We start from the raw sequence: 14717 nt of genomic DNA, 5'->3' as shown, positions 1-14717 counted from the left end.
TGTAATCACGCGCACGCAAGGAATTGTGACGATGACCGGCGAACTGTCCGCTGTGGCCGGTCCCCCGCGGCGAGGCTCCCACACAGGATATCGACGTCGCCGCCTCCACCCCCCGGCACTCCCCGGCGCACCGCGGACCCGGGCGCCCGGCACAATCCAGCCAGAGCCTACGAGGGGAGAGTGGACCCGCATGTCCTCACAGGACGCACCAGGCGGTCGCACGAAGCTGACCGACCCGCTCTGGCAGCTGCTGATCATGTGGATCGGCCTGCCGGTGGCCGGCGCGCTCGCCGTCTGGGGGCTCAAGCTCATCGCCGGCTGGGTCGCCGGTCTGAGCTGGGCGCCATTCCAGGGAGTCTTCGAACTGGCCGCCGACGTCCCCGACCCGCAGGCGACCATCGGCGCGCTCGGCATCGGCGCCGTCGGAGGTCTCGTGCTCGCCGCCATCGGCCAGCACGAGACCCTGTCCATCGTGTTCGAGGACGACGCGTTGGAGACCACCAAGGACGGCCGCACGCGCACCTTCGCGCGCAACGACGTCGACCGGGTGTGCCTCTCGGGCAAGGAGTTGATCGTCTTCTCCGCCGACGGCGGGGAACTGCTGCGCGAGAAGACCGAGGCCGACCCCGCCCGCCTCGCCGCGGCGTTCCGGGCCAAGGGCTACGCCTGGGAAGAGGGCGGCGACCCCTACGCCGAGCGCTTCAAACGCTGGGTCCCCGGAGTCGAGGGTCTGCCCCCCGGAGCCGACGCGCTGCTCAAAGCACGGCAGAAGGCCCGCGACAAGGACGACGCCGGCGACTGCGCCGAACTGCGCGACGAACTAGCCGAGATCGGCGTGGTCGTCCGCGACGACAAGAAGCGCCAGTACTGGCGCCCCTCCGGAAAGGACCCGCGACCTTGACGACCACCTCGAACGCCACCCGCGACGCCTACCTGACCGCCGCCGACTCCGCGGCGGCGCTGCTGGCCGATCCGGCCGTGGCGGTGGCCTGGGACAAGCCCAGCGCGCTGGCCGAGTTCGGTGTCGGCGGCCTCGCCGGGCACCTCGCCTACCAGGTGCTGAGCGTGGCGAGCACGCTCGGCAACCCGCTCGACGACGGTGAACTCGTACCCCTGCTCGGTCACTACGCGCGAGGCGCGTGGCTCGACGCCGACATCGACGACGATGTCATGGTCGGCATCCGCAACAGCGGGTACCGGATCGCCGCGGAGGGGCCGCAAGCCTTGGCGCGCACCGTCGCCGATGAGGTCGCGGCCTTGCGCGAGGTCTTCGGGGACGTCGCCCCCGACCGTGTGGTGGCGCTGGGCCGGGTCCCGTGGTCGCTGACCTTCGACGACTTCCTCATGACCCGCACGATGGAGCTGGCCGTGCACTCCGACGACCTGGCCGTCTCGGTCGGGCTGGACACCCCTGCGCTGCCGCCGGAGGTCACCGGGCCGGTCCTCGACCTGCTGGCGGCACTCGCGGTGAAGCGGCACGGCCCGGTGGCGCTCATGCGCGCCTACAGTCGCGCCGAGCGGGCCCCGAAGACGATCGCAGCCTTCTGATGGGCGATCCGTGGTGGTGGGCGGCGGCAGTCGTGGCCGTCGTCGCGGCGATCGTGCTGTGGCGCGTCGCGGCGCGGCGCCCCCGGGATCGCCGGCGCCCGCCTGGTCGCGGGCCGGCGGCGAAGCGGCCCACGGCGGGTCCGGCGCCGGGCGACATCTGGTGGGCCGACGTGCCCTTCGAGGACGGGACCGGCTCGAAGGTGCGGCCCTGCCTGGTGCTGCGCTCATCGGCGCGGTCGGCGGAGGTCCTGAAGATCACCAGTCGGGATCAGAGCCGCCGTCGCGACCACGTCGAGATCGCCACCCGCTCGTGGGATCGGCGCGCCTCGCACAACAGTTTTCTCGACCTCACCGGCCCCATCCGGGTTCCGCGTGCCTCCTTCGCCGACAAGGCCGGCCGGCTCGACGCCGCCACCTGGCGCAAGGTCCGCCGGCTGCACGGCGTCTGAGCGCCGGCGCACTAAAGTCCTTTGTAGACCCTCGACTGAATTTCGCGCAGCTCAAGGCATCCGGGGCACGGGTATTCCCACATTCGCACCGACCTGCCACCATGTCTGGCATGGTGACGGTCGACCCCGCATTCCTCGGCTTCCGCGGTCCATGGGAGCCCACGCCGCTCGAACGCGACGCGGCGACCCGGATACTCCCGGCGCTCACGTGCCCCGAGCCCGGTGACACCCTGCTCATCCGCCTCGAACGCGTCGCCGCAGCCGCGACCGTGATCCGCCGGGCCATCCTCGAGGCCGGACCGCGCATCGCCGACCAGGGCACCCCGATCTGCCTGGCCAGACTCGCCGTCGCCAGCCTCCGCAGACTCACGGCCCTCGAAGACCTCGCCGACCGCCTGCTGAACGCCCGCGCCGGTCTCACCGACCCCGGCCACGACAGCGCCGTCGACGCCGAAGAGCTGCGCGGCCGGGTGGAGCTCGCCGAAGAGGTCGTGGACAGACTCGGCCAGTTGCTGAGCACCGCGGTCAACACCGTCTGAGCAGGACGCCCGCGAAAACGAAAAGGCCCCGGAGGCCCGGCTGGGCAAATAGCCGGACCTCCGGGGGTAAGCCGCAGCGGAGCATGCCCATGCTCCATAAAGTGCTGCGGTGGACGCCGCCTGCGTGCCCGTGCCTGCGGCGCCAACGGAACAATACCCATGCTCGCCGCCGATGTGAATACCGGCGGGGTACATCACAGTTTTCGGACTTTCACCAAACAACGCTGCCCATTGGATCATGAGCCCGATTTCGCAATTGCTTCGACGGCGAGCCAAATACCGGGGAGGGAGAACAAGGCGGCGGCGCGGTATTCGCCGAGTGCGCGCCCGGCCTTGTCCTCCAGCGCGTCGACGGCTCCCGGGCGCCCTCCACAGGGGATCCGCCCTGGTCACCCGAGGGCGGCGTCGAGTTCGGCGATCAGCCCGGCGGGCACGTCGAAGCCGCCGGCCTCGGCGAGTTCCCGCCACCATGCCCGCCCGGCCCGCCACCCCGCGGTGACTCCCTCGCGCGCGCTGCCCGCGGTGGCCACCTCGGTGACGGCGGCGATCCGGGCGGGGTCGACCGTGGTCTCCGCCGCACGCGAAGGGGTCAGCCAGTCGGCGGTCTCCCCGCCGCGCAGGCGCGCCATCCACAGCAGGTGCCGCTGGACGTGGGCGAGCGCGTCGAAGGCCCGCAGCTCCTCTCCGCGGGCGGCGACGTGATGGGCCAGCAGGATCCAGTTGGCGAAGCGCCCGCAGATCTCCTCGGCCGCGCCGGGGACATCGGCCGCCGACGCGGTCAGCGGCACCGAGTCGAGCACCGGGCGCAGCCTGCCCGAGCGGTCGATGAGGACCATCGCGTCCACCTCGGCGCCTCGGGCGGGCCACGAGCCCACCGAGGGGATGTCGGTGGACAGGGCGAAGTGGAACTCCGCCCGGATCAGACCGGGGAAGAACACCACATGCGTGCCGAACTCGTTGACCACGCTGTGACGAGGCCGTGCGACCCGCTCGTACCAGGCGATCGGGTCGACTCGCGGCCAGGTGCTCGGGGTGAAGAACAGCCAGAACTCGATGTCGCTGTGCTCGTCGCCTCGCCCCTGCGGGAAGGATCCATAGGTCAGCGCCGCGTCAAGGCGGTCGTCGTCGGCGCACAGGACCCGGACGCGGTCGATGAGTTCGGCTTGTCGCAACATGCGACAGACCTTATTCCGGGCGGCCCGCCACCAGGCGCAGAGCCTCGGCCAGGTCGGCTCCGCTCAGCGCGTTCTCCGGGTCCATCAGGTACTGGGCGAGCACGCCGGTCAGCAGCGCCTGGTAGAAGGACCCGGCCAGCCACGACTCCCGTTCCCCGGCCTGCGAGGCGTCTCCGAGCGCCAGGGAGGCCATGCCCATCCGGGCTTCGCGGACGCCTCCGGCGAACTGCTCCTTGAACCCGTCGTCGGCGGCGATGCGTCCCAGCAGTTCGAGCTGGGTGGCCCACAGCGGCCGGTCGGCCTCGAAGGAGGCGAGGATCCTCGTCCACGCCGCCTCGAAGCGGGCGAGGGGACCGGCGTCGGCGGACACGTCCACCGCCAGGGACTCCTCCAGGCGGTCGCCCCACTCGGCCATCGTCTCGGCGAGCGCCTCGTTGAGCAGCGCCTGGGTGCTCTTGAAGTGGTATCCGATGGCCGCGAGGCTCACGCCCGCCGCTCCGGCGATGTCGCGGGCGGTGGTGCGGGCGTAGCCCTTCTCCAGCAGGCATTTCCGGGCACCGGCCAGCAGCGCTTCCCTGTTTCCCATGGACGACACCCTAACCGATCACTAGAACGATCGTCTTGCACAGTTGTACTAGACAGTTGTCTGAGACTTGTGTACTGTTCTGTCATCGGCACCGACCCACCCCGAACGAAGGACACTCCGATGCGCGACACCACCGTCCTCATCTCCGGCGCGAGCATCGCCGGCCCCGCCCTCGCCTACTGGCTGCACCGGCACGGCTTCACCCCCACCGTCGTCGAGCGGGCCACCGCCGTCCGCGAAGGCGGCTACAAACTCGACGTCCGCGGCGCCGCCCTCGACGTCCTCGACCGCATGGACCTCCTCGAAGCCGCGCGAGCGGCCGCCACCGACATGCGGACGGGCACCATCGTCGACGCCGAAGGCAAGACCCTCGCCGTCATGGACGCCGACCTCACCGGCGGACGCGCCGACGGCGACGTCGAACTCATGCGAGGCGACCTCGCCCGCATCCTCCACGACGCCACCCGCGACGACACCGAATACCTCTTCGGCGACTCCATCGCCTCCCTGACCCAGCACCCCCACGGCGTCGAGGTCACCTTCGACAGCGGCACAACCCGCACCTTCGGTCTCGTCATCGGCGCCGACGGCCTCCACTCCCACACCCGGCGCCTCGTCTTCGGCGACGAGACCCCCTACATCCGCCACCTCGGCCACCACATCGCCATCCACACCGCCCCCAACCACCTCGGCCTCGACCGCCGGGAGATGATCCACCCCGCCCCCGGACGCACCGCCCTCACCTACAGCACCGCCGGCGACACCAACGCCAAGGCCATGTACCTATTCGCCTCCCCGGCCACGCCCTACGACCACCGCGACACCGCCCACCAGAAACGGCTGCTCGCCGAGGCCTTCACCGGCGCCCGCTGGGAGGTCCCCACCCTCCTGGCCGCCGCCCAGGACGCACCCGACTTCTACTTCGACTCCATCAGCCAGGTCGTCATGGACCACTGGAGCCGCGACCGCGTCGCACTCGTCGGCGACGCCGCCTACGGCCCCTCCCCCGCCTCCGGGCAGGGCACCAGCCTCAGCCTCGTCGGCGCCTACGTCCTGGCCGGCGAACTCGCCGCCGCCGACGGCGACCACACCGTCGGCTACGCCGCATACGAACAGCGCATGCGCCCCTTCGCCGAGGCCAACCAGGCACTCGCCGAGAACAATCTCAAAGGCATGGTCATGGGCTCGGCCGCCCTCATCTGGTTCCAGACCCGCATGCTGCGCCTCATGCCCCGCATCCCGGGCGGCCGCAGGATGATCGCCCGCATCGCCGACGGCATCCACCGCGCGGCCACCGCCATCGAGATCCCCGACTACAGCGCCGCCGGCAACCTCCGGGCCGGACGCACCGCCAGCGACATGAACGCCGCCGCCGCGCACAACGTCCCCGCCACGTACCAGGCCAGGTTGTAGTCACCGAAGCGATCCCGCGCCACACCCCCCAGCCCTGCCACCAGACCCGCCCCCACTTGATGCGCGGCCAGGACCCAGCCGAACACGACCGGCGCCTCGGCGTCACCGAAGCGCTCCCGGCACAACGCCAGCGTCGGAGGCACCGTCGCCACCCAGTCCAGCCCATAGAAGACGATGAAGAACAGCATCGGCGGCTCCACCGACTGAGCGAACAACGACGGCAGGAACAACAGCGAGACCCCGCGCAGCACGTAGTAGATCCACAGCAGCCGCCGCGAGTCGAAGCGGTCGGTCAGCCAACCCGAGGCGATCGTCCCCACGATGTCGAACACCCCGATCACCGCCAGCAGGCCCGCCGCGGCCGTCACCGGCATCCCGTGGTCGTGCGCGGCAGGCACGAAGTGCGTCCCCATCAGACCGTTCGTACTCGCGCCGCAGATCCCGAAAGCCCCCGCCAGAAGCCAGAACTCCCTCGTCCGGGCCGCCGAGAACAACACCCGCAAGGCCCTGCCGGCGGCCGCTCCCGCACCACCGGGAGTCGCCGTCACCGGAAGCGGCCCATCCGCCCCATAGGCGTGCACGCCCACATCCTCGGGCCGGTCCCGCATCAGCCACCACACGAAAGGAGCGATTGCCAGCGCCGTCAACGCCACCGTCGCCGACGCCACCCGCCACTCCCCGCCCTCGACTATCGCCGCCACCAGGGGCAGGAACACCAGCTGCCCGGCGGCGCCCGCCGCTGTCAGCACCCCCGTCACCAGCCCTCGCCGCCGCACGAACCACCGGCTCGTGATCGTCGCGACCAGCGCGAGCGCCATCGAACCCGTCCCCAGCCCCACCACCACGCCCCACAACAGCACCAGCTGCCAGGCCGCCGTCATGAACACCGTCAGCCCGCTCCCGGCCGAGACCAGCAGCAAGGCCACCGTCACCACCCGCCGGATCCCGAACCGCTCCATCAGAGCCGCCGAGAACGGCGCGGTCAGACCGTAGAGCACCAGGTTCACCGAGACAGCCGCCCCAATGGTCCCCCGCGACCAACCGAACTCGCCTTCGAGCGGATCAATCAGCACACTCGGTGTCGCCCGAAACGCCGCCGCCCCGACGATCGCCACGAACGTCACCGCCGCGACCCACCACGCCCGATGCACACGCCGAACACGGGAACTGGGAGGCCGCTCAACAGAAATCCGGATCACCGCAACAGCCTCCCCGGCACCGCCCCCACCGAACAGTGACCTGAAGGCCATCATGTGCAACGATCTGGCCATGACCGCCGCCCTCCACCACGTCGTCGTACTCGCCCTCGACGGCGTGATCACCTTCGAACTCGGCATCCCCGGCCGCATCTTCGACATGGCACGCGATCGCGACGGCCGGCGGCTCTACCAGGTCACCACCTGCGGCCTGCGGCCCGGCGCCGTGCGCACCACCTCCGACTTCGACGTCCACGTCCGCCACGGCATGGAGCGAATCGCCGAGGCCGACACCGTCGTCATCCCCGCGTCGCACGAGATCGACCCCTCATACCTCGAAGGCCGCCTCCCCGAACCCGTCGCCGACGCGCTCGCGCTCATCCGCCCGGGAACCCGGATCGTCTCCATCTGCACCGCGTCGTTCCTGCTGGCCGCCGCCGGGCTCCTCGACGGCCGCCCGGCCACCACCCACTGGATGTCCACCGAACGGCTCCAGCGCCTCTACCCCAAGGTCAAAGTGGACCCCGGCGTCCTCTACACCGACGACGGCGACATCCTCACCTCCGCCGGCGTGGCCGCCGGCATCGACCTGTGCCTGCACATCGTCCGCCGCGACCACGGGTCCGAGGTCGCCAACAAGGTCGCCCGCCGCAGCGTCGTCCCACCCTGGCGCGACGGCGGACAGGCCCAGTACATCGAACATCCCCTGCCCGGCCCCGGCACCGCCTCCACCGCGGCGACCCGCTCCTGGATGCTCGCCCACCTCACCGAACCGCTCCCCCTGGCCGGGCTGGCCGGCCACGCCAACATGAGCGTGCGCACCTTCACCAGACGCTTCCGCGACGAGGTCGGACAGACGCCCGGGCAGTGGATCACCGGCCAGCGCGTCGAACTCGCCCGCAGGCTCCTCGAGACCACCGACCTGCCGGCCGAGCAGGTCGCCCGCAAGGCCGGATTCGGCACCTCGGCGTCCCTGCGCAAACACCTGCAGGGATCACTCGGCATCCCGCCGATGGCCTACCGCCGCACCTTCCGGGGCGAGCTCAAGCCGCCCGCAGCAGCGAGCTGAACCGCTCCTGCAGCTGACCGGCGACCTCGGCGGCCTGCTGCCTGGTCGGGTAGGCACGGCACTCGTAGGCCTGCCACTCCAGTTCCACGTACCAGCGCCCGTCGACCAGCTCGCCGAACCGGATCCGGCGGGTCGCCGAACGAAAGCTCGTGCCCGGCCGGCGCCTGGTCAGGGAGGGGTCGAGCGCTTCGCCTCTCTCCGCCATGCCCCGATCATGGCGGGCGGGCAGAGTGCTCACATCAGCCATGCGAACAAATGTACTAAGCGAGAGGGCAAAGCGCGATACCTGGACGGCGACCCATCCGGGAAAGACGGCCGACCCGGCCCGGCACACCATGGCGGCGAGGGTCAGGAGACGTGCGATGACATGCGGACATCGGTGGGACGTCGCCTTTCTGGGGGTCAGGGCGCTCGCCGTCGGGACAGAGCCGTGGGCTCCTTCGACGGCGAGGACGACACGATCCCATGGACGGAGTACATCGTCGGGCACGTGCCGCTGGAAGCCACCGTAGCGGTGATCGGGGCCCTTTCGGTGTTGCCGGTCGTTCCATTTCAGTTGCGGAGCGGCCCTGTCCTCGCCCGGCCGACCGCACCACCGCAGCCGCCGGGTCCCCCTTCGTGGCCGTCGCGGTTTTTGCGCAAGTCGTCGCAGGCCCGCGCTTCGCAATGACATAACAAATCCTTATCCACCGACCTGTTTCCGACCCGAGAACCCGGCCGCGCTCATCCGCTTCAGATATCCGCAGGCGCCGATGCCTCACCCCGCGAGGAAAGCGGTTTCCCGCAGCTCTTGCACGTGATCGACGAACAGTGATACAACTTCGGGCGAAGATACGTTCCATATCTTCGCCACTCCCCTCCGGAAGGACAGCGCCCATGCCGGCCGAGACAGGCGCCGAGGTCACCGTCCGCGCGCTGCGCGACAGCGGCGAGATGAACACGGCCGTCGATCTCTACCGACGCGGTTTCCAGCTCAAGCCGACCGACCCGTCCTTCTCCCCCCGCCTGCTGGCCGCCCTGCGCGACAACGGCGGTGGCGTGCTGGGCGCGTTCCTGCCCGACGGAGACCTCATCGGCCTGGTCATCGGCTTCACCGCCCTCGACAAGGGCCGCCCGTACCAGTACTCCCAGACGGCCGTCGTCGACCACGAATGGCGCAACGCCGGGATCGGGCGGCTGCTGAAGCTGGCCCAGCGCGAGCAGGCCCTGGCCAACGGCATCGAGACGATTCGCTGGACCTTCGACCCCATGCGCACCCGCAACGCGCACTTCAACTTCGACGTCCTCGGCGCGCGCGGACGCTGGTTCAAGCGCAACTACTACGGCTCCTCCGACATCGGACCCGAGGCCGGCGCCCGCTCCGACCGGGTCGTCGTCGAGTGGGACCTGCGTGCCTACCCGCCCGAGCGCCGCCACCGCGAGGACCTCCCGGCCCTCGCCTGGGGCGAGCACACCGAGGCCGGTGGCGAGATCCTGCTGGGTCTGCCCGCGGACTGGTCGACCGTCTTCGCCGCCGACGTCGACGCCGCCGAGGCGGTCCGCGACAAGGTCGCCGACGTACTGGAGTCGGGACTGGAGTCCGGGCTGGCCATCGTGTCGTGCGTCCGGATTTCCCAGGACACCGCCGTCTACGTCCTGGCCCGGGAGGACCGGCCGTGACCGACGGTCTCGCCGAGCGCCTGCTCGCCGCCGCCGACGGCGTCGCGGCGGAGAAGCTCGCCGCGCTGATCGTGGAGAACTACCCCCACCTGGACCACCTGCCGCCGGCCCGGCTGCTGCGGCAGGCCAAGGCGACGCCCCGCGACCTGGACCGCCTGCTCGCGGCGGCCGGCGTCGCCGACTACACGCAGCTGCGGGAACTGGCCGACCGCGAGGAGGACCGCTCCCTGTCGAGCCCGGACGCCCGTTACGGCGCGCGCATCCCCCGCCGCTCCTCGGCCGACTCGCTCATGCGGCAGGTCATCGAGCACGAGCAGGCGAACCTGCGCCACACGCTCGACGCGGTCGTCGCCTCGGGCTCGGTCGAACTGGCGGCGGGCAAGATCGTCGCGGCGCGGCGGCGCTTCGTGATCGGCGGCGGCAAGAGCGGCGCCTACGCGTCGCTGGTCGCCAGCGACCTGTCGGCGAGCATGGCGGGCGTGTCGCTCGTCGACGGCAACGCCCTCGCGCCGGTGGACCTGCTCTCCGACGTGCGCGCCTCGGACGTGCTGATCGCGTTCTCCTTTCGCCGCTACGCCCGTACGACGCTGATCGTCGCCGAGGAGTTCCAGGCCGCCGGCGGCACGCTCATCGGCGTCACCGACTCCCGCGACAGCCGGCTGGCCGGCCTGTCGGACATCCCGGTGATCGTGTCGACGGGAAGCGCGTCGTACGCGGACTCACCGACCGCGGTGGCGGCCGTCTGCCACCTGCTGGTCACCCTGGCCGCCGCGTCCGCCAAGGGCGCGCGCCGGCGGCTGGCGCGGCGCGACGAACTCGCCGCGCGACTCGACGCCTATGAGGAGGCATAACGTGCTCATCGACCGGATCGAGGCCTTCCGGGTGTCGCTGCCGCTGGTCCACCAGTTCCAGACCAGCTCGCACGCCAAGACCTACCTGGAGCACATTCTGGTGCGGGTGACCGACGCCGACGGCGCGGTCGGGTGGGGTGAGATCGCCTCCCCCTCGGGGCCGTTCTACTCGCCGGAGACCGTGGACACCTGCTGGCTGATCCTCGAGCGCTACCTCGCGCCGGCGGTGCTGGGCCGCGAGTGGCGGCATCCGCGCGAGGTCGCCGGCCTGTGGGCGAAGATCCGCGGGCACGAGTTCACCAAGGCCGGTGTGGACATGGCCGCGTGGGTCCTGTGGGCCCGGGCGAGCGGTGTCTCGCTGTCCGCGGCGCTGGGCGGGACGCGGACGGCGGTGACGGCCGGGGTGAGCCTCGGGATCGAGCCGTCGATCGACGAACTGCTGGAGCAGGTGGCCAAGCATGACGAGTCCGGCTACCCGCGCGTGAAACTCAAGATCGCGCCGGGCTGGGACGTCGAGCCGGTCAAAGCCGTCAAGCGCGCCTTCCCGCATCTGCAGGTGCACGTCGACGCCAACGGCGTCTACACCGAATCGCGGGAGCACGACGCGGTCTTCGGCGCACTGGACGATCAAGGGCTGGTCATGGTCGAGCAGCCCTACGCGCCGCGCGCGCTGGCCGCCCACGCGCGCCTCCAGTCGCGCCTGACGACCCCGGTCTGCCTCGACGAGTCCGTGGTGACCGTCGACGACCTCGACACGGCCATCGCCCTCAAGGCCGGCCGCGTGCTCAACATCAAGGTCTCCCGCATGGGCGGCCTGACCGCCGCCGTCGAGGCCCACGACCGGGCCCGCGCGGCGGGCATGGACGTGTGGTGCGGCGGGATGCACGAGTTCGGGATCGGCCGGGCGGCCAACGTCGCCCTGTCGAGCCTGCCCGGTTTCACCCTCCCGTCGGACGTCTCCGGCTCCGACAAGTACTACCGCGAGGACGTGGTGACCCCACCGATTCGCGCCGACCGGGGTCAGGTCACGGTGCCCACCACCGTGGCGGGCCTCGGACACGAGGTGAACGGGGAGTTCATCCGGCGCACCGCGTCGGCGACGCTGGACCAGCGCGCGACCTGAGCCCTCCCCGGACACCTCACTCCGATCCCCCTGTGAGGAACCACCTGATGTCCGCTATACCGAAGCCGAACACCGAGAAGAAAGTGGCGGAGGGCGACGAGCACAACGCCTATCACGTCGAGGTCTCCCCCGGCCGCCGCCGACTGGTGAACCTGCTGGCCCTGGCCGGGATCCTGGCCAGCCTGGTCGCCGGGTTCTTCGTCGAGGCGCCCACCGTGTGGGGCCTGATCATCCCGATCGCCATGTACTTCGTGCTGACCCTGCTGGGCATGGACCTGCTGGTGGCCACGATCGCGGTGCTGCTCTCGGCCGTACTACTGGCGCAGAGCACACCCGTCGAGGTCGGCAACCTGCTCGGCACGGCGACCGCCGACCTCGTCACGATCATCGGTTTCATCATCGTGCTGGGCGCCGGCGTCGGCGAGATCCTGCGCCGCACCGGCGTCGCCGACACGATCGTGCGCTCGACGATCCGCGTTGTCGGCGAGAACAGCCCCTGGCGGATGCAGCTCGGCATCATGCTCGCCTGCCTGATCCTGGTGGCCAGCCTGGGCACGCTCGCCGGCGCACTGGCGATCGCGGCGCCGATCCTCATCCCGGTCGCCGCGCGGATCGGGTTCACCCGATCGGCGACGGCGCTGATGATGTTCATCGGCGGCGCGGCCGGACTGGCCGTCGCGCCCTTCGCCGGCAGCAACGTGGCGATCCTGGAAGCCGCCGACATCGACTACCTGACCTACCTCAGGACCGTCGCGGGCCCGCTGGCGATCCTGTCGGTGGTGCTCGGCATGGCGCTGATCCCCTGGATCCAGCGCCGCTCGAAGCGCGAGAACGACTTCTACACCGCCGAGGAGACCGCGAGCGGTGACGAGGCATCGCCCCGCACGGCGAAGCAGGCCACGGCCGTCTTCCTTGTGCTGCTCATCGCACTCGTGGTGTACGCGACCTGGACCAAGGCGGGCACGAACTTCCCGTTGCTGGCACTGCCGCTGCTGGCCGTCGCGACCGGCTTCGCCGGGCGGATGAAGGTCGCCGAGCTCGTGTCGACCTTCTTCAAGGGCGCCTCGAAGCTGCTGAGCATGCTCGTGCTGTTCTGGCTGCTGGCGGCGGTGTTCCTGGCCGTTGACGCGCTCAAGCCCTACGACGTGATCATGTCCACCTACGGCGAGAGCCTCGGGCACATGTCGGCCCTGCCGTTCGCGATCGTGATCGCGCTGCTGGGCTGGGTCGGTGTTCCCGGTGCCACGGCCGCGCAGGTGGTGCTTCTCGACAAGGTGTTCGGCGGTGTCGCCGCGACGCTCGGCATCGCCGCGCCCGCCTGGGCCATCGTGCTCCTGTGGGCCTCGAAGGGCGACACCTACGGACCGATGCCCAACGCGAACATGGTCGGCGCGATGGGCCTGGCCCGCTCGACGAACCTGCGCAATCTCCTGCTTCCGTCCTGGGTGATCATCGGCGGCGCGTGCGTGATGTACGTGATCCTGTTGGTCATCCTCACCTAGAAGGGAGCCGGACATGGCATTCGATCTCGTCATCGAGGGGGCCACGGTCCTCGACGGCACCGGCGCGCCGGGCAGGCTCGCCGACGTCGGCGTCACCGGTGAGGTCATCACCGCGGTGACCCACCCGGGCGGCCTGGCCGGTGCGGAGACCCGCGAACGGGTCGACGCGAGCGGCCACGCGCTCTCCCCGGGCTTCATCGACCTGCACTCCCACACCGATTTCACCGTCCAGGGCACGCCGGGCGCCGACGCCAGCCTCGCCCAGGGTGTGACCACCCTGGTGACCGGCAACTGCGGCTTCTCGCCGTTCCCGGTGGCGAACGTGTCCGCCGCGAAGAAGACGGCGGCGTTCTTCGACGACGGCCTCGCCTGGGACTGGCACGACCTGGCCGGGTACTCCGCGTCGGTCGCGGCGAGCCGACCGGCGGTCAACCTCGCCCTCCAGGTCGGGCACGGCGCTCTGCGCACCGCCGTGATCGGCCCGGCGGAGCGCAGGGCGACCGCCGAGGACATCGACGCGATGCGGGCGCTGCTGGCAACGGCCGCCGAGCAGGGCGCCTTCGGGCTGTCGACGGGGCTCATCTACGCGCCGGGAAGCTATTCCGACAGCGCCGAGGTGACCTCACTGGCCGCCGAGGCCGCCGCGCACGGGCTGCTGTACTCCACTCACATGCGCAGCGAGTCCGAGCACCTCATCGAGGCGGTCGGCGAGGCGATAGCCGCGGCCCGCGCCAGCGGTGTGCGCCTGGAGATCTCGCACCTCAAGGCGATGGGCCGGCGCCATCACGGCAAGACCACCGAGGCGCTCAGGATGATCGAGGCCGCCCGTGCCGACGGGGTGGACGTCACCGCCGACGTGTACCCGTACACGGCCTCCTCGACGACCCTCACCTCACGGCTTCCGGGCTGGGCGCTCGACGGCGGGGTCGGTGCCCTGCTGGAGCGGCTCGCCGACCCGGCGGCCCGCGAGCGGATCGCCGACGCGCTGCGGGAGCGCATGGCCGCCGACATCGACTCGGCGGGCGTGGTCATCGCCGACCTCCCCATCGGGCGCTTCACCGAGGACATCGGCCGCAGCCTCGACGAGATCGCCGCCGACCTCGGCATCGACCCGGCCGACGCGGTCTGCGAGATCCTCGCCGCGCACAGCGGGGCGGTGTCGATCATCAACAACGCGATGTCCGACGCCGACGTCGACGAGGTCCTGTCGCATCCTTTGGTCAGCGTCGCCAGCGACGGCCAGGTACTGCGGGCCACCGGGCCCGGCAGGCCGCATCCGCGCAGCTTCGGGACCTTCGTGCGGGTACTGGGGCACTATGTGCGAGAACGGAAGCTGCTCGGTCTCCCCGAGGCCGTGCGCAAGATGACCGGCCTGCCCGCCGAACGGCTCGGGCTCGCCGACCGGGGCCGGATCGCCGAGGGCATGGTCGCCGACCTGGCCGTCTTCGATCCGGAGACCGTCGCCGAACGCGCCACCTTCACCGACCCGTGGCAGCTGGCCACGGGGGTGCGGGACGTGTTCGTGGCGGGACGGGCCGTCCGGCGCGACGGCGCGGCGACCGGTGCGCGCCCGGGCCGAGTACTCCACAAGGGACAGTGACGAGGAG

The 14717-nt window shown here is 71.0% G+C and carries 15 protein-coding genes; 11 read left to right on the top strand and 4 right to left on the bottom strand.

Going from position 1 to position 14717, the window contains the following annotated elements; all coding sequences use genetic code 11:
- The first annotated feature begins 190 nt into the window (after positions 1-190).
- The 4 genes from AB0I28_RS02885 (at position 191) to AB0I28_RS02870 (ending at position 2536) form a co-directional block, all read left to right on the top strand.
- The gene (locus AB0I28_RS02885) at positions 191-901 is read left to right on the top strand and encodes a hypothetical protein (RefSeq protein WP_357488976.1); all 711 of its coding nucleotides are present in this window, start codon (positions 191-193) and stop codon (positions 899-901) included.
- Positions 898-1548: a maleylpyruvate isomerase N-terminal domain-containing protein gene (locus AB0I28_RS02880; protein ID WP_357488975.1), complete on the top strand. Its 651-nt coding sequence runs from the start codon at positions 898-900 to the stop codon at positions 1546-1548. The genes AB0I28_RS02885 and AB0I28_RS02880 overlap by 4 nt, the downstream gene beginning before the upstream one ends.
- On the top strand, positions 1548-1997 hold the full coding sequence (locus AB0I28_RS02875; RefSeq protein WP_357488974.1) for a type II toxin-antitoxin system PemK/MazF family toxin: 450 nt from the start codon (positions 1548-1550) through the stop codon (positions 1995-1997). Before AB0I28_RS02880 ends, AB0I28_RS02875 begins: the two co-directional genes overlap by 1 nt.
- Before the next feature lie 110 nt (positions 1998-2107).
- On the top strand, positions 2108-2536 hold the full coding sequence (locus tag AB0I28_RS02870; protein WP_357488973.1) for a hypothetical protein: 429 nt from the start codon (positions 2108-2110) through the stop codon (positions 2534-2536).
- Positions 2537-2925: 389 nt separating this feature from the next.
- Here the strand turns inward: AB0I28_RS02870 and AB0I28_RS02865 are convergent, their stop codons facing one another.
- Together AB0I28_RS02865 and AB0I28_RS02860 are read right to left on the bottom strand one after the other, a co-directional pair.
- Positions 2926-3711 (bottom strand): hypothetical protein, encoded by a 786-nt coding sequence (locus AB0I28_RS02865; protein WP_357488972.1) that lies wholly within the window; start codon positions 3709-3711, stop codon positions 2926-2928.
- Positions 3712-3721: 10 nt separating this feature from the next.
- A complete protein-coding gene (locus tag AB0I28_RS02860) occupies positions 3722-4297 on the bottom strand; it encodes a helix-turn-helix domain-containing protein (protein ID WP_357488971.1) in 576 nt (191 codons plus the stop codon).
- A 120-nt stretch (positions 4298-4417) separates the two neighbouring features.
- Here AB0I28_RS02860 and AB0I28_RS02855 point away from each other — a divergent pair, with 120 nt between their 5' ends.
- On the top strand, positions 4418-5710 hold the full coding sequence (locus tag AB0I28_RS02855; RefSeq protein ID WP_357488970.1) for an FAD-dependent monooxygenase: 1293 nt from the start codon (positions 4418-4420) through the stop codon (positions 5708-5710).
- On the opposite strand, the gene AB0I28_RS02850 is transcribed toward AB0I28_RS02855, so the two are convergent.
- Entirely contained in the window at positions 5611-7032 is a 1422-nt protein-coding gene (locus AB0I28_RS02850) for an MFS transporter (RefSeq protein WP_357488969.1), read from the bottom strand. The genes AB0I28_RS02855 and AB0I28_RS02850 overlap by 100 nt on opposite strands.
- On the opposite strand from AB0I28_RS02850, the gene AB0I28_RS02845 reads away from it, so the two are divergent.
- Entirely contained in the window at positions 6980-7975 is a 996-nt protein-coding gene (locus AB0I28_RS02845; RefSeq protein WP_357488968.1) for a helix-turn-helix domain-containing protein, read from the top strand. The genes AB0I28_RS02850 and AB0I28_RS02845 overlap by 53 nt on opposite strands.
- On the opposite strand, the gene AB0I28_RS02840 is transcribed toward AB0I28_RS02845, so the two are convergent.
- Positions 7950-8180, bottom strand: a complete 231-nt coding sequence (locus AB0I28_RS02840; protein ID WP_357488967.1) for a hypothetical protein — start codon at positions 8178-8180, stop codon at positions 7950-7952. The genes AB0I28_RS02845 and AB0I28_RS02840 overlap by 26 nt on opposite strands.
- A 671-nt stretch (positions 8181-8851) precedes the next feature.
- On the opposite strand from AB0I28_RS02840, the gene AB0I28_RS02835 reads away from it, so the two are divergent.
- Genes AB0I28_RS02835 through AB0I28_RS02815 form a run of 5 tightly spaced genes read left to right on the top strand, consistent with a single transcriptional unit; the run spans position 8852 to position 14710 of the window.
- Positions 8852-9634 carry a GNAT family N-acetyltransferase gene (locus AB0I28_RS02835; protein WP_357488966.1) on the top strand — a complete coding sequence of 261 codons (783 nt, stop codon included), beginning with the start codon at positions 8852-8854 and terminating at the stop codon, positions 9632-9634.
- Positions 9631-10485, top strand: coding sequence for an SIS domain-containing protein (locus tag AB0I28_RS02830; protein WP_357488965.1), 855 nt, complete (start codon positions 9631-9633; stop codon positions 10483-10485). Before AB0I28_RS02835 ends, AB0I28_RS02830 begins: the two co-directional genes overlap by 4 nt.
- 1 nt (position 10486) lies before the next feature.
- Positions 10487-11608, top strand: coding sequence for an o-succinylbenzoate synthase (gene menC, locus AB0I28_RS02825; protein WP_357488964.1), 1122 nt, complete (start codon positions 10487-10489; stop codon positions 11606-11608).
- A gap of 47 nt (positions 11609-11655) precedes the next feature.
- On the top strand, positions 11656-13110 hold the full coding sequence (locus AB0I28_RS02820) for a Na+/H+ antiporter NhaC family protein (RefSeq protein WP_357488963.1): 1455 nt from the start codon (positions 11656-11658) through the stop codon (positions 13108-13110).
- A gap of 13 nt (positions 13111-13123) precedes the next feature.
- Positions 13124-14710: a D-aminoacylase gene (locus AB0I28_RS02815; RefSeq protein WP_357488962.1), complete on the top strand. Its 1587-nt coding sequence runs from the start codon at positions 13124-13126 to the stop codon at positions 14708-14710.
- Positions 14711-14717: the final 7 nt, after the last annotated feature.

The organism is Phytomonospora sp. NPDC050363 (assembly GCF_040655735.1).
Taxonomy (GTDB): Bacteria; Actinomycetota; Actinomycetes; order Mycobacteriales; family Micromonosporaceae; genus Phytomonospora.
Note: the sequence above shows the minus strand (reverse complement) of the source record. Positions and strands in the feature narration are given on the sequence as shown.